General features: G+C 33.6%; 11 protein-coding genes. All 11 read right to left on the reverse strand.

Annotated elements, in window-relative coordinates; all coding sequences use genetic code 11:
* Positions 1-77: 77 nt before the first annotated feature.
* The 11 genes from K7G79_RS13785 to K7G79_RS13835 all read right to left on the reverse strand — a co-directional run bounded on the left by K7G79_RS13785 (position 78) and on the right by K7G79_RS13835 (position 20,766).
* The gene (locus K7G79_RS13785; RefSeq protein ID WP_223552183.1) at positions 78-371 is read right to left on the reverse strand and encodes a hypothetical protein; all 294 of its coding nucleotides are present in this window, start codon (positions 369-371) and stop codon (positions 78-80) included.
* Between the two features lie 192 nt (positions 372-563).
* Positions 564-2,792 carry an alpha-L-fucosidase gene (locus K7G79_RS13790; RefSeq protein WP_223552184.1) on the reverse strand — a complete coding sequence of 743 codons (2,229 nt, stop codon included), beginning with the start codon at positions 2,790-2,792 and terminating at the stop codon, positions 564-566.
* A 17-nt stretch (positions 2,793-2,809) separates the two neighbouring features.
* Positions 2,810-3,622, reverse strand: a complete 813-nt coding sequence (locus K7G79_RS13795) for an inositol oxygenase (protein WP_223552185.1) — start codon at positions 3,620-3,622, stop codon at positions 2,810-2,812.
* A 2-nt stretch (positions 3,623-3,624) separates the two neighbouring features.
* Entirely contained in the window at positions 3,625-5,223 is a 1,599-nt protein-coding gene (locus tag K7G79_RS13800; RefSeq protein WP_223552186.1) for a solute:sodium symporter family transporter, read from the reverse strand.
* Positions 5,224-5,279: 56 nt separating this feature from the next.
* Positions 5,280-7,535 carry a GH92 family glycosyl hydrolase gene (locus K7G79_RS13805; RefSeq protein WP_223552187.1) on the reverse strand — a complete coding sequence of 752 codons (2,256 nt, stop codon included), beginning with the start codon at positions 7,533-7,535 and terminating at the stop codon, positions 5,280-5,282.
* A gap of 8 nt (positions 7,536-7,543) precedes the next feature.
* Positions 7,544-9,478: a metallophosphoesterase gene (locus K7G79_RS13810; RefSeq protein ID WP_223552188.1), complete on the reverse strand. Its 1,935-nt coding sequence runs from the start codon at positions 9,476-9,478 to the stop codon at positions 7,544-7,546.
* 262 nt (positions 9,479-9,740) lie between these two features.
* A complete protein-coding gene (locus K7G79_RS13815; protein WP_223552189.1) occupies positions 9,741-10,976 on the reverse strand; it encodes an Ig-like domain-containing protein in 1,236 nt (411 codons plus the stop codon).
* Positions 10,977-11,020: 44 nt separating this feature from the next.
* Complete coding sequence (locus K7G79_RS13820) at positions 11,021-12,805, reverse strand: SusD/RagB family nutrient-binding outer membrane lipoprotein (RefSeq protein WP_223552190.1); 1,785 nt, start codon at positions 12,803-12,805, stop codon at positions 11,021-11,023.
* 7 nt (positions 12,806-12,812) lie between these two features.
* Positions 12,813-16,196, reverse strand: a complete 3,384-nt coding sequence (locus tag K7G79_RS13825; protein WP_223552191.1) for a SusC/RagA family TonB-linked outer membrane protein — start codon at positions 16,194-16,196, stop codon at positions 12,813-12,815.
* A 140-nt stretch (positions 16,197-16,336) separates the two neighbouring features.
* On the reverse strand, positions 16,337-17,545 hold the full coding sequence (locus K7G79_RS13830) for a FecR family protein (RefSeq protein WP_223552192.1): 1,209 nt from the start codon (positions 17,543-17,545) through the stop codon (positions 16,337-16,339).
* Positions 17,546-18,075: 530 nt separating this feature from the next.
* A complete protein-coding gene (locus K7G79_RS13835) occupies positions 18,076-20,766 on the reverse strand; it encodes a GH116 family glycosyl-hydrolase (RefSeq protein WP_223552193.1) in 2,691 nt (896 codons plus the stop codon).
* Between the last annotated feature and the right edge of the window lie 115 nt (positions 20,767-20,881).

Genomic DNA, 20,881 nt, shown 5'->3' on the forward strand with positions numbered 1-20,881 from the left:
AAAAGAAGGCATTCCTTTTTAGGAAATAAAACTATAAGAGAATTTGAATTAGATATGTATAACCAGAAACTGGCAGCTTAGTCATTCAACTTAAAGTCCAATTTTTTGTTGCAAGTCCAATGATTAAAAATTACTTCATTAACTACATCGGCTTGTTTTTTTAATTCTTCATTAGATTTAGGATAATAAACAACTGTACTCTCATCCATTACAAACTTTTCTGCGTAAGTTTTAACAGCATTTGGCTGAGGAATTAAATTAAGCTTTACATTGTTAGTAGTAAGGGAAGTCTCCTTTTCTATACAACCAAACAAAATACATCCTACAACAACCAAAAGGATTTTTTTAAAAAATTTTATTTTATTTTTCATTCATATATTGAAGTGATTTAAACTTTTTTTGCTTTAAAAAAGAGGGCTACAGAATTTTGTGTTGCAAAACATAAACCCATATTACAAAGTACTAGACAAAGATACAATAGAAATGGAAAATGGAACGGTTTATAAAACCTGTATGCGTTATGGTTCGTAAAGTCTGTAACGTTAATGCCTATATTGAAAAAACTATTTTGTTAAAATACCCAATTCTGCCATAGACAGATAGGCATCGCCATTAATATTACCTAAACTGGTAAAACGTATGAATTTCGCGTCATAAGGCTCATCAAAAAATATCATTTGGTTTACAGGATTGTTTTTAATGTTACCAAACTCACCCTTTTTGGCAATTTCCCAATTTTCCCCATCCAGACTAACTTCAAATTTATAGTTTTTAGAGATACCGCCTAAACCGTCATTTCTAGGCAAATAGGTAAATCCTATCAAATTGAGCTGCTCCCCTAAATCTATAACAATATCATGTGGATTTGGTGGGGGATTATCTCCCCATTGAGTATGCCAATAGGTTTGAGGGTCACCGTCTACTGCTAAGGCAGCCTCATGGTGATCCTGTTCAGCACTAAACGACACCACTTTCCACTTGCTAGGACAAACACCTAATCTAACTTCTATTATTTCACTTTTTTGATTGCCTCCATTTATATAAGCAATTGCCCTAACAAAACCTCCCCTATCCAATAAGAATGGTTCTGTATACAATTTTGAGTTTTGGTCTGGTTCTGACCCATCGATGGTGTAATAAATTACCGGATCATAAGATTTAGAACTAATTGCTACTATTCCTTCCTTGTTTCTTGTAATTATAGGATTAGCCAACATTTCAGGCGAATTGTACAATTCAAATGCGGCAATGGTAGGAGCCACACGCGAACCCAATATGCGAAGGCGAACCTTTTTCGTTTTTACCTTACTAAACCGTTTTATGTTTTTGTATCCAATAGTTGTTCCAGTATAAAGTTGATGCCAATTATTGTTTTTCCAAATATCAATTGCAAATGCCTCAATCCTTTGTCCGTACTTGCTAATGCACTCCTGTAGTACGACCCGGTTTATTTCCATTTCTTCCTTAAGAATTATGGTTAAATCAGCCTGTTCATTTCCATCGTTTGGTTTCCAACAGGTTTCAAGGTTACCGTCAATTGCATTTTGGGCTAATTGGTTATTATTTTCTGCTGAAGCCTCAATTTCGACATCTGTAGCAAGATTATTTTCAAAAGCTTGCGCTATAATTTCACCCGCCTTTCGTAATCGTTTTGCATCCTTATCGGGTATTAGTCCACGTTTGTCGGGAGTTAGGTTTAATAGAAATACACTGTTACCACCCACTGATCGATACCAGGCATCAACAATTTGTTCCACCGACTTTACGTATTGTTCTTCATCCCTGTAAAACCAACCAATACGTACAGATGTATTGGTCTCAGAAGGATACCAATACAGGTATTTTGCATCCATCAATTTTTCCCTACTTCCAAGGTCCTCCTCTGTTTTGTCAGGCCAGTCATATTTTTCAGGGTGCTCTGGCAACGGTAGAACACTCCATTCACTATTCCGTGTTCTGCCAGCTTCGTTACCACACCACCTTACATCAGGGCCTTTAATTGCAATAACTGCCTCTGGTTGTAATTTCTGAATAAGATCGTACCATGCTTTTCTATCATATTCCTGTCCTAAACCAGGTTTTGGGTTTGCTCCATCAAACCATACTTCTTCTACTTTACCGTATTGTGTTAATAGTTCGTACAATTGATTTAAAAACAAAGCATTATAGTCGTCTACTTCATATTCATAAACTATGTCTGCTTTTTTTTGTAATTCAGGATTGGAGGGAATTTTTACCCTTTTTGGTACCGAACCATTGCCATAACTTCCATTTTCACGTTCAATTTCGTGTAAATCGGCCGGTGAAAGATAAACTCCAATCTTGATTCCTTCATTGTGTGCGGCACGTACTACTTCCCCTAGCACATCTCCTTTTCCTTGTTTCCACGGCGAACTTTTAACCGAATGATTAGTCGTTGTCGTTTGCCATAAACAGAAACCGTCGTGGTGTTTCACGGTAAGCATAGCCATTTTCATTCCGGCATCTTTTATTACCGAAATCCATTGCGAGGCATTAAATGCTATTGGGTTAAATACAACTGGATCTTCTTTACCATTACCCCACTCCACTCCTGTGAAAGTATTTGGACCAAAATGAATGAATGCAGTATATTCTAATTTTTGCCAGTTGTACTGATTTTCTGTTGGCACTACCAATGCCGATTTTCGTATTATTTCTTCCCGATTATCATTAGGTAGTATTTGAATTGAATTTTGTGATATTTCGTTTTCTTTGCACGAAAACATCAGTTCGGCAATAAAAATAATCACATAAATAATTGCTCTGTTCATTTTTAAATCAATATAATTTACCAATAAATAGGCCCATCTCCTAAGTATTTTTCAGCAATGGGTTTATAATACTCAATAACATCCTCTAAATCATATATTTTCTGGCATTTGGTATAGAGATCGTATTTATTAAAGTCTTTAATAATGTTAAGGTATTCCTTATCCTCTTCATTCAACAACTCTGAATAACTTCCTCCGGTATGCCATGGGTAAAAAGAATGATAACGAATCATTACCATGGCCTCTTTGGGTAATTTGTTTTCTTTATGATTTTTAAGAACTTGATAAAGATATTCATCATGACCCCAAGCCAATTTCAAATTATCAATTCCGCAACCCTTTTCATAAATACCAGTTGAAGTATTATACTTTGGATTGTTCATATCTGCATTTAAAGCATTATACTCAGGATAGACACATGTTTCTGGTAATGCACATCCAACCACAAAAATATCTCCTACCATACCCCATTGCTCTGCTTGACTTGTTCCATCTTCATCATTTCCCCATAGAAACATTACTTTGCCAAGATCATGAATTAATCCTGTTAATTGCATCCAATCTGGACGACCATCTGCCCGTATTGCCTCGGCACTCTGTATGAGATGCTGAACATTCGGTAAATCTAAATCGGGATCACTTACATCTACAAGCTCATTTAATCTGCGTATGGCTTCCCATAAATCTAAAGGTTTATCAAAGGTCAAATATTTTTTATGCATACGATTAACATAATCAAATGTTTGATTTTTTCGCATTTTTCGATAATGCTCTTTTACAGCTTCAGATACATCTGGAGCCGTATAATTTCTAAAGGTTTTTTCTTCCATGATTAAATATTTCCAAAAATTATGTATAAGACAATTGTAAAAACTACTAATATCAAGCTAAAGGGTTTAGCATATTTCCAAGGTTTTAAATCTAAAACGCCTTCATCAACGATTTCAAATTTTTTATCTTTTTTGAACAATGCCGAAACTAGATGCATGATTACTATATTGAGAACAAATTCAATACCCCAAATATGAACAAAATGAAGGTTTATTTCAACAATATAATACATTATCACATAAAATATTAGCCCGAAAAGTAAGCCAATTTTAGCGCCGCTAGACGAAACTCTGGGAAACAAAAAACCAGCAATAATTACACTGGCAATAGGTATAAAAAATATACCGTTTAATTGCTGTAATAATTGATACAACCCTTCTGGAGCATTAGCAACAAAAGGAGCAATGCTTATCGCAAAAATGGCAAGAAATGTAGATGTTAATTTTCCTATGTTAACCAGGCTTTTCCCACTTGCAGTTTTATGTATATATCGTTTATAAATACCTAGACTAAATACTGTGGCTGCACTATTTAAAGCACTATTAAACGTACTTAAAATGGCTCCCATCATAACGGCTACAAAAAAACCTGTTAACCATAACGGAAGTACTTTTTTAACCAATAAAGGGTAAACACTATCTGGATTATCATACAAACTTTCACCAAAATAATAAAACCCTATAATACCAGGAAAAACAATAATTAGAGGTACTAATATTTTTAACAGACCCGTATAAAGCAATCCTTTTTGCGCCTCTTTTAAATTAACAGCTCCAAGTACACGCTGAATAATGGACTGGTGCATCGTCCAGAAATAAATTTGATTAATCATAAGTCCTGTAAACAATACCTCAAACGGCAATATGGCCGTGCGCGCACCTTCCCCTATTCCTCGTTCCATACTAACCATATTAAATTTTTCCGGACTATTTTCAAAAACCAATTTTATTCCTTCTATAGGGTTTCCAGATCCAATGCTTATTAATGCGAACACCGGAACTAAAAGACCTGCAATAACTAATCCAAATCCATTAATAGTATCTGTATATGCAACCATTTTTAAGCCTCCAAAAATTGCATAAATAGCTCCAATGGATCCTACAACCAATATAGTGATAACAATACCTACTCTTTGATCTACCTGCAAGAGGTCTGAAACTTCAAAAATGGCTTCTATATTTAATGCTCCTGTGTAAAGGACAATAGGCAGTAGTGTGGCCACAAAAGAAATAATTAAAAGTAGTGCTACAAAAGTCCTAGTTGCACCATCGAAACGTTTTTCTAAAAACTCTGGAATTGTTGTCAAACCCATTTTAAGGTAACGCGGCACAAAATAGAGTGCAGCTATAACTAAAGCAAGGGCAGAAGTAACTTCCCAAGCTACAATTATGGCGCCATTTCTATAAGCTGAACCATTCATGCCTACCAAGTGTTCTGTAGATATGTTAGTTAATAATAATGAACCTGCAATAACCACTCCGGTTAATGATCTACCCCCCAAAAAATAACCATCTCTAGTATCTAAGTTGTCTTGACGTAATTTCCAAGTCGCATAAAATGCTACAAATCCTGTAAATAGTAAAAAGGTAAATAGTACCATAGATTTAAATTTAGTTAAGTTTGATCATTTAAAAATCTCTTGTATTAATCAATAGCTTAACGAAAAGCATTTTTGTTTGGTGTATCTCCCATTTGAAAAATTAATTCATTTCCGTTCAATACTTGAGTGTAAGTGATAAATGGTTCTTTTAATAGCTCTCCATCCAGCCTAACAGATTGAATATATTTATTATCTGCTGAAATATTTTCTGCAACGATCTTAAATGACTTTGATTTCCCATCCCTTTTTAATTGTAATACAATTTCAGGAAATTGAGGTGCTCCAATAGCAAAAACTTCAGTTCCTGGTGTTACTGGATAGAAACCCATAACACTAAAAACATACCAAGCAGACATTTGTCCACAATCATCATTACCATTAATACCTATGGGCTCATTTCTAAAATTTTCAACAGAGGTATGCTTCCTAATTAACTCCTGCGTTTTCCATGGTTGTCCACAATAGTTAAATAAATAGGCATAATGGTGCCCTGGTTCATTATCATGACGATAATGATTTTCATTAAAATTTTCATTTAGTTTTTCGGCAAAATTTTTCTTTCCGCCATAAAGCTCGATCATACCTTCAATGTCATGCATTGCACCAAAAAGATAGGTCCATCTCCCTCCTTCTGTAAACCCCTCTTGAGAATTTTTATGCCATTCTCCATTAAATAATCTAGCATTTAAAAAACCTGTATCGGGATTATATAGGTTTTTATAATTTTTACTCCATTTAATTAGCCTTTCATAATCTTCGGTTTTCCCTAAATCCTTTGCCATTTGTGCTATGCAAAAATCATCAATACCAAATTCTATGGTTCTTGTTACTGACTCTCTTGTCCTGTCTGCAGCAACATAGCCTAGGGAATGATAATAAGTTAATCCACCACGTGCCTCATATAAAATACCTTCGTCTCTATCTCCCCATTGCTTCTCTGTATCCCCCATTTGTGGTTGCATGGCGTTTTTACGTACTGCTTCATAAGCCAAACTCACATCGTAATCCCTAAAGCCTTTCACATAAGCATCTGCAATTACAGCATCTGCATGTGTTCCTATCATTATGTTGGTATATGTTGGGTTTGGCCATTTTGGGAGCCATCCGCCCTCTTGATACATCTGCAACAAAGATTGTATCATAGGATTCACGCGATCTGGCTGTGTGAAATGCAATAAGGGATGTAATGCTCTAAAGGTATCCCATAAAGAAAAATCATTATATGAGACGCCTTGGTGTATTTTATCATCAAAAGGACTATAATAAAGTCCATATTCTGAAAACTCCCTTGGAAATAGCATTGTATGAAACAATGCTGTATAAAATATTGTTTTTTGCTCCTCTGAAGCACCTTGAATTTGAATTTTGCTTAAATCTTCTTGCCATAAATTACGGGTATTATTTTTTACTGCTTCAAAATCCCAATTAGGGATTTCCATTTCTAAGTTTTTTCGTGCTTGTTCTATACTTATAAAGGATGTAGCTATTCTAACTTTTACTTTTTCTCCCGCTTTGGTACTAAAAGTTATATATCCGCCCATACGTGCACCAGATTGTTCTTTACCCATTATATTTATATCGGGAGAAGTACGGAAAGAATTCCATGTACCATAAGACTCAAAAGGTTTATCAAACTGTATAATATAATATCCTTTAAAGTTTTTAAGTTCTGGTCCTAAATGTGAAGACATTCGTTCTGGATTATAACCTGTAATTTCTTGATTTGCATCATCAATTTTTAAATATCCCTGAAACGCTTTTTTATTTTCAGAAATATTAATTCCCTGTACCACTATATGTGCTTCATTTGCTTTAGGAAAAGTAAATTGAAACATTCCACATCGTGACGAAGCTGCAATTTCTCCTTTAATATGCTTATTATTCTTACCCATTATAACTGAATAGTAATATGGAGTAGATATTTCATTTTCATGAGAGAAAGACATTGCTCTTTCCTTAGGCAAAAGTTTTAACTCTCCAATTTGAGGCATTATAGAAACATAACCATAATCACCCATCCATACGGTAGGTTGATGTGTCGCCATAAACCCCTCTATTGTTGAGTCTTCAAAAACATATGGCATTTCACTAATTTTATTTTCCCTAGTCTGAACAACAAAATTGGTCATGGCAAATGGTGTTCCTACACATGGCATAGTACCTCCTCCGTCTTTATTGGAAGCAAAACCTTGCGCAGAAGTTCCTATTAGTGGATTAACATAGTCGACAGCCTGTTTCTCTTGAGAAAACAAGAAATTAATTGCACTTAAAACAAGCACTATACATATACTTTTAGAAAAAATGATTCGCATGATTTACATTAATTTATTGAAATTACTTTTCCAGTTTTTAAATTAACCTTTATGTGGTCTGAAGGCTCACCATTCATGAATTTTTTAAATAATTGCATCAATTCTAAGATTTGATTTAATTTCTGACTTACTTTTTTTACTTTATGTTCTTGCTCAAGAAAAGAATCAATTATAAACCTATATTGCTCTATTCTTTTAGATTCTATATCTCTAGTCGCTAAATGGTCTGCACTTCTGTATCTATATAAATCAAAAATAAAATCAAACCCAGACCAGTTATCAAAATCCTTAAGATCTTGATCCATCTCCTTTAATCCTTTAAGTATATCTAAATCTATTTTTTCAGGATTTTGTTTTATTTTTATTAATCTTTCATCCAAAGAATCTACTGCTATACCTTGAGACATAACCAATAATTCACTTCCCGAAAGGCTGGTAAAATAATCAACAAACCCTAGAGGCCATTCAGAAGTTAGATGTCTTAATCTAACCAACTCTTTAAGATGCCAATTAGCAAATTCGTTATAACTTTTTGTAGATAAAATATCCTTATTCCATAAACTTTTTGGCTTATTGCCTTTAACAAAAGTGTATTCTTCAATATATAAATCAAATAATTCATCATATCTAGGAACATCATCAATAATTACCGTTTCTATATCAAAAACACTATCTGTCTTAATGGTCAATAACTTATAAGCAGGTTTATAAGCAGCCAAGGAAGGGGTTTGTATATTTATTATGGTATTTCCCAAAGCTGATTTATAAATCCCAGTATCATTTATATGCATATGCCCTCCAAAATGAATTTTTAACCCTGCGTCTGCAAATGCTTCAGACACTTCATTCTTAGGGGCCCTCTCTAATTGCATTTGATCTGAAATATTTAAGTTTTTAATATGTTCTATTGCTCCATCGTTGAAATCGACTATTGGATAATGACTAAATGCTATAAGTTTTTTATTCAGTTTTTTAGCTTGTTGAGTTACTTTTTTTACCCAATCAATAAGGTAATTTTTATTATTTATTAGATTATTATAGCCTATACCGACACCTGGATAAAAAACTTCATTCTCACTATTTTTATGAGCAACATAAACATTAGCATCTAAGGCTAATAACCAAACACCACTAACTGGTTCCACCAGATAACTAATATCTGGAAAACCATATTTATAGTGTTTTGATGAATTCTTTCTAATTCTTATTGAGGCATTCTCTAGCGCCTTTTCAAATGAATAGGTTTCATAATTATAATTAGAAAAAGGCGTTTCCCAATAAACATATTCCTTCTTAGGAGAAAACCCGAAGTCGGCAAATATTGTGGAAATCCCTATATAACCTAAACTTTTTATATCCTCTGTAACAATAACTGGGTGTTCTTCTTCTAAATTTGATGTATACATATCATCATGGCTCATGATTGGTTGTGGCATTCCTTTATTTCCCAAAAAATCCTTTTTTCCACCTTTACTAACAAAAGGTTGAAGAATATCATGATTGCCAGTAATTAGAAAAAATTCTATTCCATATTTTTGATTATAATCATCTAGTATTTTTTTTAAACCTCTCGCATGGATTGGTTGTCCATCATCTAAAAAATCCCCTGGAAGTAAAACTAATTTAATATTTTTCTTCACCAAATCATCTAAAGCTGCTAATAAAGCAAAGTAATTTTCATTGAATATGCGCGTAGACTTTAATTGAGATTCCATGGTCCGCATAGTAACCATTTTACCATTTTTCGGGTTCTTTATACCGCCTATAGATAAGTCTTTAAATTTACCATATACATCTTGAAAATGTATATCTGCCAAAACGGCAATTTTTAAATTATTTGTATCGAATTTTGTTAAATATGGCTTACAACTATCTACACACAAGACAATCACTATTATAAATATAAAAAAACGAGTGAGATATAAAAAACATATCCTATTCATGAAAACACAATGTCTATTAATACTTTATACCACATATCTCTTTATACTTTTTATATGTTATAAACTCTACATTATTATTAATCTAATTTAGATAACAGCTATAAATATAAAATAGAGGCTTTGTAATAACAATTCAATATTTATAATATATAGTTACACTATGAAAGTTTAAACCACTTCAATCTTAAAATCCAATAAAAGGAAAATAAAATTAGTGCCCTATTAAAGAAACAAGGCACTAATTTTTCACATATAACTACTATTAGTTATTATAAAGCTCTGTTATATCACTTTGAAGAAGGACACCATCATAAATTTTTAAATCATCCATGAAACCATCTAATGCGCCATGGGTTTTATTATATGTTCCTGTTCCATCTTCCCATATATTCACTGGATAATCATTTACAGTATCGTAAAGTGGCCCATCTGCCAATCTAGTAAGATCATAGGTATTAGCTTTTTCTGGTTCTCTGTATAAAACACCATCTGCATATACTCTTAACTCTTTAACTTCTTGGTCTATAACAATAGTAACCATATGCCAAGAACCATCACCTAAATTAGCAGGTTCAGTTCCAGGAACAGTACAATCACCAGCATCCCAGTCTAATCTATCAGAGCCTGGTGCAGTTGTTGCTAAATTTACTGTCCATCCATGACCATTGGTGTGATCATTATCTGGTGTATATCCTGTGGCATAATCACTAGCTAGCAACCAACCTGGGTTTCCACCACTATCCCAACTACTATTACCAATTATTACAGGATCGGAACCTGTTGGAGCATCTTGTCTAATCCAAAAATTAACACTAAAACTTTCCATTCCAAAAGGTCTTAACAAATTATCCTTCGGTAATGTAGCATAAGCTCCAACATTAAAATGCACAACATCTCCTCTTTCTGAATCATTTACAAACTCTATTGCTCCAGTAGAGTTTTCTCCTTCAAAAGCATGAAGAAGGTTTCCACTAACGTCTGATAAATTATTATCAAAAGGTAAATGCAGTATTAATTTGGCTGAATTATCTACCCCTATAATTGGAACCGGTGTTGAGAAACTCCAATCAGTTTTATTAACAAATCCTTTAAAAGCATTTTCTGCTACATCTGTAATAGCTCCTTCTGGAATTATAACATAATAACTTTCTTCAAGTTGTAGGCTTTCAGGCAATTCAATTGAAACAAGTGTATTGTCTATCTTCACTAAATCTGTATTACCTACAGGGAAGGTCCATAAAACCTCATCAGCATCATTATATACAACAATATCTCCAGCGTTTCTTTTTACTCTTTCATTAAACACCAAGTTCAAAGACGTATTTACAGGTGTATCTATTTGCCCACTGGCTGGAAAAGACTTTAATAACTTTGGTGCTTCAAGATCTACGACTTCTTCTATTGGTTCAGGTTTATCATCTTCAGAACAGGAAGCTATAAATATAGCTAACATTAAAAAAGAGATGATTGGATATAAGATATAATTTATTTTTTTCATGATTACATAAATATTAATTAATTTTTTTAAACTGTAACTGTTATTTAATTTTCCCACCATAACATCGTTTTCCAATGCTGATCAAACCATGTCTTAAAGTTGTTACCTCCAGGATATTCACCATTCCCATTAAAAGGTTCTTGAAAAATTGGCATTTGGAGAGAAGGACTTAAAGGATTATTTATAATATACATTCTAGCTTCTGTTCTATTTTCTTCTCCTGTAATTTCAATATCAAAACCTTCGCTCAATGCTTTTGTGACTCCCTCTGTATTTTTTTGACGTTCACTTTCTGGATAATCTGCCCTTGCAGGAAATCTAGTACCAGAACCGGTAGCCTCGAAAGCTGTAGCATTATTCGATGAAACTATTGGTGGCAACATAGTTCTTCTGTGATCAAAATAAGGTTCAATTATAAGTTGGTAACATGCTATCCATCTTTGCTCACTAATTAACAACATTTGATCTCGTCCCCCCGTCCAACTCACTTGTTGCTGAGCAAGATATTCGTTTATGTCATTTAAAGCATCTTCTGCATAGGCTCTATCGTATCGGGCATCAGTAAACGTTGCTTGAAACATTTCTAAACTAGCTCTAATTCCTTCTTCATACAAAGCCTTTGGATCACTAGAAATCCATCCTTTTAGAGCCGCTTCTGCTTTTAACAATGTTACTTCCGGATAATGAGATATATACCATGGAGTAGTTTTTGCGCCATCTAAAGGAACAAAATTTTCATCGACAGGCCTAAACCAATCAGATGTTTGCCTAGAACAATATTCTACACCACCATTCCATGTTGCAGCATCACCGTTACTAGTTGTAATACCAGATAAATGTCCTAAGTATTTATCTACACCTTTATTAGTAGGTAACACATACATGTTTGGATCTGAATGAACTTTTTGTACAGGTTTAGCAAACTGATAAATCCTAGGATCTGCTATACTTAAAAGACGCTCAACAAACACATTACTCATTGGCAAATTGTCCTCATTAGCTATAGAGTTTAAATACCAAGGTGAAATTCGTTGCGATCCATCAAAATGAAAATTAGCATTATCATTATTAGACTCGAACATAGGATATTTCGACGGGTTATCTACAATCTCCTTCATAATACTCTCTGTTAAAACTGGATCTGAATTATGAAAATGCATTGCTGCTTTAAATCGCAATACATTGGCAAATTTTCTCCATTTTTGGATATCGCCTAAAAAAATGACATCTGTATTAGAATTTATTGGATCTGTTTGATTACCTATTAAATCACTAGCATTCTTTAACTTATCCATTAAAGCAGGAAAAATATCGGCTTGTGAATCATATTCAACTTGAGTAACCAATTCATCTCCTACCGCCGCAAAATAAGGTATATCACCATACATTAGCGTTATAATGTACATGATATAGGATTCCCATATATCGGCAACTGCTTCGTATCTGGTATCGTTGGTAGCTAATGCAGCACGACGTACATTTTTAATCCCATTTAAAACACTATATCCTGTTTGCCATACATTACCTCCAAAGTCATGCCAAGACCTATGTCTATGTGGCTGGCTTAAACTTCTAGTTTTAGCATTGTATTGGACTGTAGGCATCATAACATCCCATGAATTTTCACTAAACCCCCCTCCAGTTCTAGAAAAAAGGTAGTCCATTGTTGGTAACAGAAATAAGTTTGGATCAATATTTTCATCAAAAATAGGCCTACTTGTATCTACGTTAATATCTTCGCTCCAATTATCACATCCAGAAAACAGTAATATCCCCATACTTATAAAGACCATTACTGTATTTTTCGTTTTTATTATTGTTTTCATCATTTTTCTATTAAAATCTAAGATTTATATTAAAAGCCCACGTTCTTGCCAACGGTAATGTATTAGGTACAGAAATACCTGCCGTGGTTAACCCTCCATTATTTACAAATATTTCAGGATCAATATATTTTACATCAGAAAATGTATATAAGTTTCGTCCCAAAAGTGTGAATCTAGCTTCTTTTATAAATAAATTACTTAATAATTTAGAAGGTAATGAATAACTTAAAGAGACTTCTTTAATTTTCACATATGATCCGTCTCTTACCCAAATATCATTTATTTCTCCATCTGTTAGATAATCTCCATAATACTGGTCTGCAGTTATTTCATCACCAGGAGCAAAAGGACGTATTCCCGTAGGACTGTCCCATATCCCATCAGGCAATACTGAACTACGGTCTCCTGCCGTAATTGGATCGAACCCATCTCCAACAAAGTCTTTTTCAAATCCGGCATAGAAACTGTTACCATAAACCGAGGTCACCAAAGCACCTAGTGACCATCCTTTGTAAGTAAAGTTATTTTCCCAACCAGCAATCCAATCTGGATTTACATTACCAATAACACTTAATTCTGCAACCCTTGGTAAATCTTTGGCCGAATCATGATACATCATTCCATTATACTGCTGCAAACTTGAATTATGAATTTGTGGGTCATAAACAAATCGTCTAGCTGTCTTACTATAAATTTGTCCCCTTCTCTGATTGACTCTATCTATAATAAATGTATTGGAAGCCACTTGTTGCGTAAACTCTAATTCTGGGTTATTAGGGTCTAATTCCTGTACTACAGATCGATCTGAAGACCAATTTATGTTAGAACGCCATGTAAACGAATCGCTTTTTATTAATGTCGCACCTAAACTTACTTCAAACCCTTTGCTTTCTACTTTACCTACATTTTTTATAGCAAAATTATAACCTGAAACTTCAGATAAAGGCACACGCCATATTTGATTTTCTGTTACCGAGTTATAATAGGTGAAATCTAAATTAAGCCTATTATTGAAAAACTTAAACTCCGTTCCAAATTCGTAAGCTGTACTCAATTCAGGCTTAAGATTAAGTTCAGGGAATGTATTTTCTTCATCTATACCAGCAACACCTCCAGTTCCCTGTGTGAAGAAATATAACATTTGTAATCTTCCTGGATCGGTATCGTTACCAACCTGGGCATAGTTAGCCCTAATTTTCCAAAAATTAAATGTCTTAGGTAAGTCTAGCATATTATGTGCTAAAAGGCTTAAACTAGCTGATGGATAAGAAAAACTATTATTGGCCTTTGGTAAACTTGAAGACCAATCGTTACGAATGGTTAGGTCTAGATAGGCTAAATTTTTATATCCTAAATTAGCATAAGCATATAAACTGTTAACTATTTTTTTAGGTCCCACAGAACTTCTAGTTATAGGTAATTGTCTATAGTTTGATACTGTGTAACTACCTTCGGTAAGTAACTGATTAACTTGAACACTAATATTTTCCCTATTTGTTTGCAAATGGTTAGCCCCAACAGAGGTTTTGACCGAAAATGCATTAAAATCTTTTTTATATGTTAATAAGAAATCTGTATTAGACTCACTAGAAGAATATTTATTAAATCTATATGATCCAAATTGTCTATTAACCCCTGCATGACCAAAAGCTCCTCTGTATTCATTTTTACCATCATTAATTCCAGCGGCCGATCTAACTTGTAGGTTTAAGAAATCATTAAATTTATAATTTAGATCTAGGCTTAAGAATAAATTTTTGTTCTTCGTTATGTTTTGGTCTTCGTTTAAAGTAAAATAAGGGTTATCTACTTGTTGTCTGTAAAGTACTTGATTACCATTCTCATCGAGATAATTCTTTAAGGCGTCTGGATTAACATTAAGGGGAATAAACCTAGGGTCGAAAGAACCATTATTTGGTGTATTTGACAATCTATATTTTACACCAGCCCTGACCGAAAATTTATCGGTAAAATTCCTGCTAGTATTCAAATCTATAGTATGCTCGTTAAATTTAGTATTGGGAATCATTCCTGTTTGGTCAACATTAGTATAACTCAAACGAAAGTCCGATTTTTCATTACCTCCACTTAATGCTACATTATTGTTTAAAGTTACTCCAGTGTTATAAGCCTCTTTTATGGCATTTGGATAAGCTCTCCATTCATTACCTCCCCATAACTGCTGTATTGCAGGTTCTGTAAAAGCAGGCCCCCAAGACAAGCTTATTGAAGGATTGTATACTCCTCCTAACCCTTGACCATATTCAGTTTGATAGTCTGGAAGAACCGATGGGTTTGATATAGTGACATTACTTGCTACTTCAATGCTTAGTACTTCAGATCTTTTTCCACTTTTTGTAGTGATAACAATAACTCCAGCTGCAGCTCTAGAACCATACAAGGCAGTAGCAGCTGGTCCCTTTAGCACAGACAGTGATTCTATATCGTTAGGGTTAACATAACTTGCAGGAAAACCATCTACAATATATAGAGGATTATTGTTTCCTCCAATAGAGGACTCGCCTCTTATCACAACTCTAGCATTTGAAGTTCCTAAATTAGACCTTCCCTGACTGATAAAAACACCTGACACCCGACCATTTAAACTATTATTTAAATCTAGTTCCTTTGTTTTTTCAAAAATTTCTCCTTGAACCTCTTGTACCGCATAACCTAAAGCTTTCTTTTCTCTCGAAATACCTAAAGCCGTAACCACAATTTCATCTAACTTTGCCGTATCTTCTTTAAGTACAATTTCAAAATTGGTTTTTCCATCAATAGATATTTCTTGTGTAGCAAATCCAATATAAGAAATCACAAGAATTGCATTGGTGTTAGTTACACTTAATTTAAAATTGCCATCGAAATCGGTTTGGGATCCATTAGACGTGCCCTTTTCTATAATATTGGCTCCGGCCAAAGGCACTCCCGAAAGATCTGTTACGATTCCCTCTATTTCGATCTGCTGTATAGTGCTTTCAGCTTTTTTCAACAACAAGCCTGTTCTAATTTCATCTAAGCTATTTTTATTTATCTTAGATATAACTATATGTCGATCTATAATTTTAAATGATACTTTACCTTTTCCAAACATTAAGTTAATTACTTCTTTAATGTTTTTATTTTTTACATGAATAGAAATTTTTCTATCTAATTCCAATTCTTCATTACTGTAAAAAAATTTAAATTCGGTATTGGATTCAATACGATCTATTACCTCCAATACAGTAATATTATCAGCATTTAAACTGATTTTTGTGTTCTGGGCATATCCTGAGTCCGCTTGAACTCTAATAAGTGTTATTATAAAAAATAGAATTGAAAATTTCATTTTAAGATTTAAACTTGAATACTTATTACTATAGGAAACAACCTCATTTAATGGTTTTTTCATACTTTTGTTCGATTTTGGTTAATTATAATACTTTAGTTAAAATCAACTTTTTTGAGTCGGGCGTGTAGCCGCACGTTCCGACTTTTTTAGATAATCATGTTTTCATATAATATAATTTAGAGCCCCCTTATGGAGGGTGGTTAATATTTATTTTCAGTAATAGTTACTTTGTCATCTTCAATTATATACTTAAAATCTGTATGAGTACTGCAAACCTTTAGAATTTCCTCTAAGGACTCATCAATAAAAGTTCCAGTAAAATGTATATTGTTTAAGTTATAATATTCATTATTAATCTCTACGTTAAAATGCCTTTCTAACTTCTTCAAGATAGTATTAAAACTATCATCCATAAAGTAAAGCTTATCTTCAGTCCATGAAACATATTTTTTTATAGGCACATTTTCTACTTCAATAATATTGTTGTTCAAAACTGCCCGTTGTCCAGGAACAATTTTTACTAGCTTTTGCTCTTTGGGATTATTAGCTTCATAAACCCCTACACTACCCTCAACCAAAACTGTAGAAGTTACCCCATCTTCATTATAGCTAGAAACATTAAATTTTGTCCCATACACCTGTGTATTCATTTGGTCAGTTACAACATTAAACAGCCTTTCTTTATCCTCCTTTACAACAAAAAAAGCTTCTCCATCTAAAAAAACATTTCTAGGTTTCCCTTCGAGAAATTTAATAGGGTACCTAAGTTTAGAACCAGAATTCAAAAAAATATGTGTCCCATCTGATAAAATTAATTGCATTTTTTTACCAAAAGGAACATTTAATAAATTATACGACACATTAGAAGGTGACAATAAAGTGTTAGAATCATATCTTAAAACATTACGCTCTTTCTTAATAATTTGATTTTCTGATAATTTCAAAACAGTTTCAGATGACCTTATATCTATATATTTTACGGTTCCATCTGCTAATTCAAGTGTTATTTGATCTTTATCATGTACACTTTCATTAAACTTATCTCCAATAAGAATAAATCTTGAAATCAATACTCCAATAACCAGGGTTGCCACTAATCCAATTATTTTTGTACGTCTATAAGAAATTCCATTTTTAACTCTCCGGATACTAGTGGTAGAAACACTTCTACTTCTATTACTAATAATATCTAACCATAAATCATCGAATTCTTCTTCTTTTAATGTTTCATTATCTTTAGATAAAACTCTAACAAAATAAGCCGCTCTCTCTATAGTTACTTTCTTTTCTGGGTGGTTAGATATCAAATTACTCCAAAATTTATTAGACATATTATCTGGCTTCAAGACCCAGTTTTGAAAATAGTCGTCTATAATAAAATCCTGTTCAGAATAATCTTTATACTTCATCTATATCTAAATATCTCATTAACTCTATATTTATATAGAGAGATTAAAAAAAAAAATACCCCATTGAAAGTGAAAAAAAATTAAATTTTATTTTATTTTGATAACCACAAGGGCAGGAGATTTAAGATGTATTGGCAATAAATATTGCCTTAGATTTAGATTGCAGCAAAACAATGCATTTGAAGATATGATGTTTTTTATACTGGAAAATCTATTTTCAAACTGTCTTAAACGGAAGTAAGTTTAATAAAAAATCGGTGAAAGTGAATCGAAAATGCAAAGCTAAAGGAATATAAACTTTTAGAGGTCAGCAGATAATTTCATAAATTAGACATCAATAAAAACAAGGGTGGCAAAGCTTTGGATTGAGTGTTGGCTCGTGGAGCTTTGCCAATTTGCTTACAGATATGGTTGGCAATTCTGTGCTAGTTAAGAATTGTTTTTAATAGGTATGAAAATACATCCTCCGGTTAATCAAAATGAAACAAAATAATTAACCAGAAGGCATATTAACTTATAACAAAACAATGTTATTTATATTCTATTAGAATTGACAGTTCTTCATCTGCAGCAATTGAAATTTTATCAGTAAACTGAATAATCACTTTAGTGGCTTCATGTTCAATGAGACAATCAATCTTAGTATTATTTATATAAGCTTCCACCGCACTACTGCCCACATTTTGATTTAATTCCAAAGTCAAGGTTTTTAACTTAAGTTCACCCGAAGCTACCTTGATTAGGTTCGTCTGTTTGTTGGTGTATTGTTTTTGCTCAAATGTACCCCATCCCTCGGCAGAAGTAAAAGCACTTTTAAAATTATGAGGTGTTATTTGCGGAGAAAAAGCCATATATCCTTTAGGGCCATGATATTCAAAACCACTTACAGCTATAAAATGCCCATAACTTGCCATAGAACGAGCATAGTGTAAGCCCCATTCAATTTCACAATATGGATTTCGCTTTGAACCATGATAGCGGTTTTGGTCCATATACCAAATATGCGCTAATGCATGATATGGCATTCCATGACGCATCATTAATGATGTTGCCGCATATTCGTAACCGTTTTGGCATTCGTTGTTGTATGCTGCAAATCGAGGCTCACCCTTTTCCAAAACCTCTGAACCACCACGAGGCCATGTACACGCAATCAAACCACCCTCTCCGGGCATTGCATACCATCGACCAGTTGGATGAACCTTCCGAAAGGTATCAACATCTGTGGTGAAATTATATCGCCACATCGATTCTAAGGCAGTTTTTGTCTTATCGTAATCCAAAACCTCGCCTAATCCCACCTGGTACGCCCAGCTTTGACCAAGTAATTGACTATATTCTAAACCGGTATAAGTGCCCGGCGAATTTGGATGTGAAGAATCTGCTTCATGAATAAAATACTCTCCGTTAAACAATTGCTCTTCAATGTACTTACGTCCTTTATTAGCTGTTGTAAGACAAAAAGAAGCATATTCTATATCACCAACTTCTGTTGCCATTTCTGACATTGCACGTAAGGCTGTAGTGTAGTATAAACTCAACCAAGTTACTTTTCCATACCAATCGGCATCAAGCGTATTATGCTGCGCTTCGGTTAATATACCATCATGGTCGACATCATTGTTATCGATTAATCCATTCATTATCTTTTTTATGGATTCGTAATTCCTTTTTAGGAAGGAACTATCAGCTGACATTTGATGCAATTGATACGATTTCATGATGATACCAGACTGACCATCAACAGCCATCCCCATATTGAACCAACGAAATTTTACTACCCCATTGTTTTTTAAAGCTCCTCCTTTGCTTGTGGTAACATAATCAACTTGTTCTCTGATGCTTTGTTCCAATTCAGGAAACAAACGCCCCGGTGCCTGTGTGTATCCATAAACATGCGTGCAAGTTCCCGGTCCCTGATTTCCACCTTCCGTACCATAGTACAATTTATTACCAACTAAACTAATGGTACTACTCGCTAGTATTGATGTGTTTAGGAAGGTTCTATCCAGAAACCAATATGGTAAAGTAGAATTATACCATGTTTGATGCCATTTCTTTGTGAAACCAGAAAGTTTTTCATAATTACTCAGTATGTAGTCTGATACTTCATTGGCATCCTTAAATAATTTAGCATAATACCGTGTGGTATCTGCACCAGGATGACCATTATTTTCTGGAGCATTTTTCCATTTATTTTGCGCAGCATAAGTCTTAGGATAATGCCAGGTTAGTACAGCAGTAGTTTTATAGGATTGTTTTGGTCTTAGTTTAGTTGTAGTCAATAATTTGCCAACTAACTTGTTTGGATTAATAAGTTCCTGAGTTTGGATGCTCTTGGAATTTGCCGATACTAAACCTTTTTCACTAAATAAAGTTAAAGACATGGAACCAAAATCCAATTTGTTTTTAGTATTGGCATCGGCATTTTCAACAGAACAGGATAAACGCTTACCGTTTAAACCTGTTTCTTGTAAATTATTGATCAGATTTCCTTTTAGTCCTGAATTATTTTTACGTGCTCCTATTAGTACGGCATTTTCCATCCATGCATTTAAATCAACCTCAATTTCTTTATTGGTTGTATTAATAATTTCAAAATCGAAAATGGTTGCAGGCAATATAGAATTATCTAAATCTAAAGGAATAAAAGGCGAATATGCTTTCATTTTAACCTCAACTGGCATTGCATTATCTTTATAGTTAACCATGCCAATAGGGTATTGTCCAATAAATTCAATATCCTGAAATCCATCACGATTTAAAGCTTTTGTCGTTGTATTACCGTCCATTTTTACTGTTACGGAAAATCCCTGTTCAATCATTCGTGCACCTTTTTCAAAAGGGTTGCTTCGCTTATAAGGAAATTCGTATGCTTCCTCTCCTTTAAACTGTCCAGGGTTATGGTTTAGACTAAATATATCCCAGAACCATAATTGTCCATCGCCACCTAAATATAGCTGTCCGGCTGCAATACCACCTACAGGCATTCCTATGTATTCAAAATTATTTGAGTTTTTCCGGTTATAAACTGTTGGTTCACCACGTTCAATTAACACCTGCGGAAAGTTGTTAGGAAAATTTTTAACCACTTCTGTTTTGCCTTCAGAACTAGGAGATAACTCTTTTAATACTTGCTCTGAATTAAACTTTGGTTTTAATTGTTTTGTACATGCTGCGAACCCAACTGCTAACAGCATTAAAATAGCGATTCTGTTCATATCTTATTTTTTTAACCTTTTAATCACTAGCGTCCAAAAGTTTTAATTTTAAAGTAGCCTGAGAATCCCGTATTTTAGATTTGTGATAAAAAAATACGAATTATGGGACTCTTCA

This window comes from Aestuariivivens sp. NBU2969 (assembly GCF_019931125.1).
Lineage (GTDB): Bacteria > Bacteroidota > Bacteroidia > Flavobacteriales > Flavobacteriaceae > Aestuariivivens > Aestuariivivens marinum.

Coding starts and splice junctions, on each gene's coding strand:
- K7G79_RS13785 (WP_223552183.1), bottom strand. CDS start 371: ATGAAAAATAAAATAAAATTTTTTAAAAAAATCCTTTTGGTTGTTGTA.
- K7G79_RS13790 (WP_223552184.1), bottom strand. CDS start 2,792: ATGAACAGAGCAATTATTTATGTGATTATTTTTATTGCCGAACTGATG.
- K7G79_RS13795 (WP_223552185.1), bottom strand. CDS start 3,622: ATGGAAGAAAAAACCTTTAGAAATTATACGGCTCCAGATGTATCTGAA.
- K7G79_RS13800 (WP_223552186.1), bottom strand. CDS start 5,223: ATGGTACTATTTACCTTTTTACTATTTACAGGATTTGTAGCATTTTAT.
- K7G79_RS13805 (WP_223552187.1), bottom strand. CDS start 7,535: ATGCGAATCATTTTTTCTAAAAGTATATGTATAGTGCTTGTTTTAAGT.
- K7G79_RS13810 (WP_223552188.1), bottom strand. CDS start 9,478: ATGAATAGGATATGTTTTTTATATCTCACTCGTTTTTTTATATTTATA.
- K7G79_RS13815 (WP_223552189.1), bottom strand. CDS start 10,976: ATGAAAAAAATAAATTATATCTTATATCCAATCATCTCTTTTTTAATG.
- K7G79_RS13820 (WP_223552190.1), bottom strand. CDS start 12,805: ATGATGAAAACAATAATAAAAACGAAAAATACAGTAATGGTCTTTATA.
- K7G79_RS13825 (WP_223552191.1), bottom strand. CDS start 16,196: ATGAAAAAACCATTAAATGAGGTTGTTTCCTATAGTAATAAGTATTCA.
- K7G79_RS13830 (WP_223552192.1), bottom strand. CDS start 17,545: ATGAAGTATAAAGATTATTCTGAACAGGATTTTATTATAGACGACTAT.
- K7G79_RS13835 (WP_223552193.1), bottom strand. CDS start 20,766: ATGAACAGAATCGCTATTTTAATGCTGTTAGCAGTTGGGTTCGCAGCA.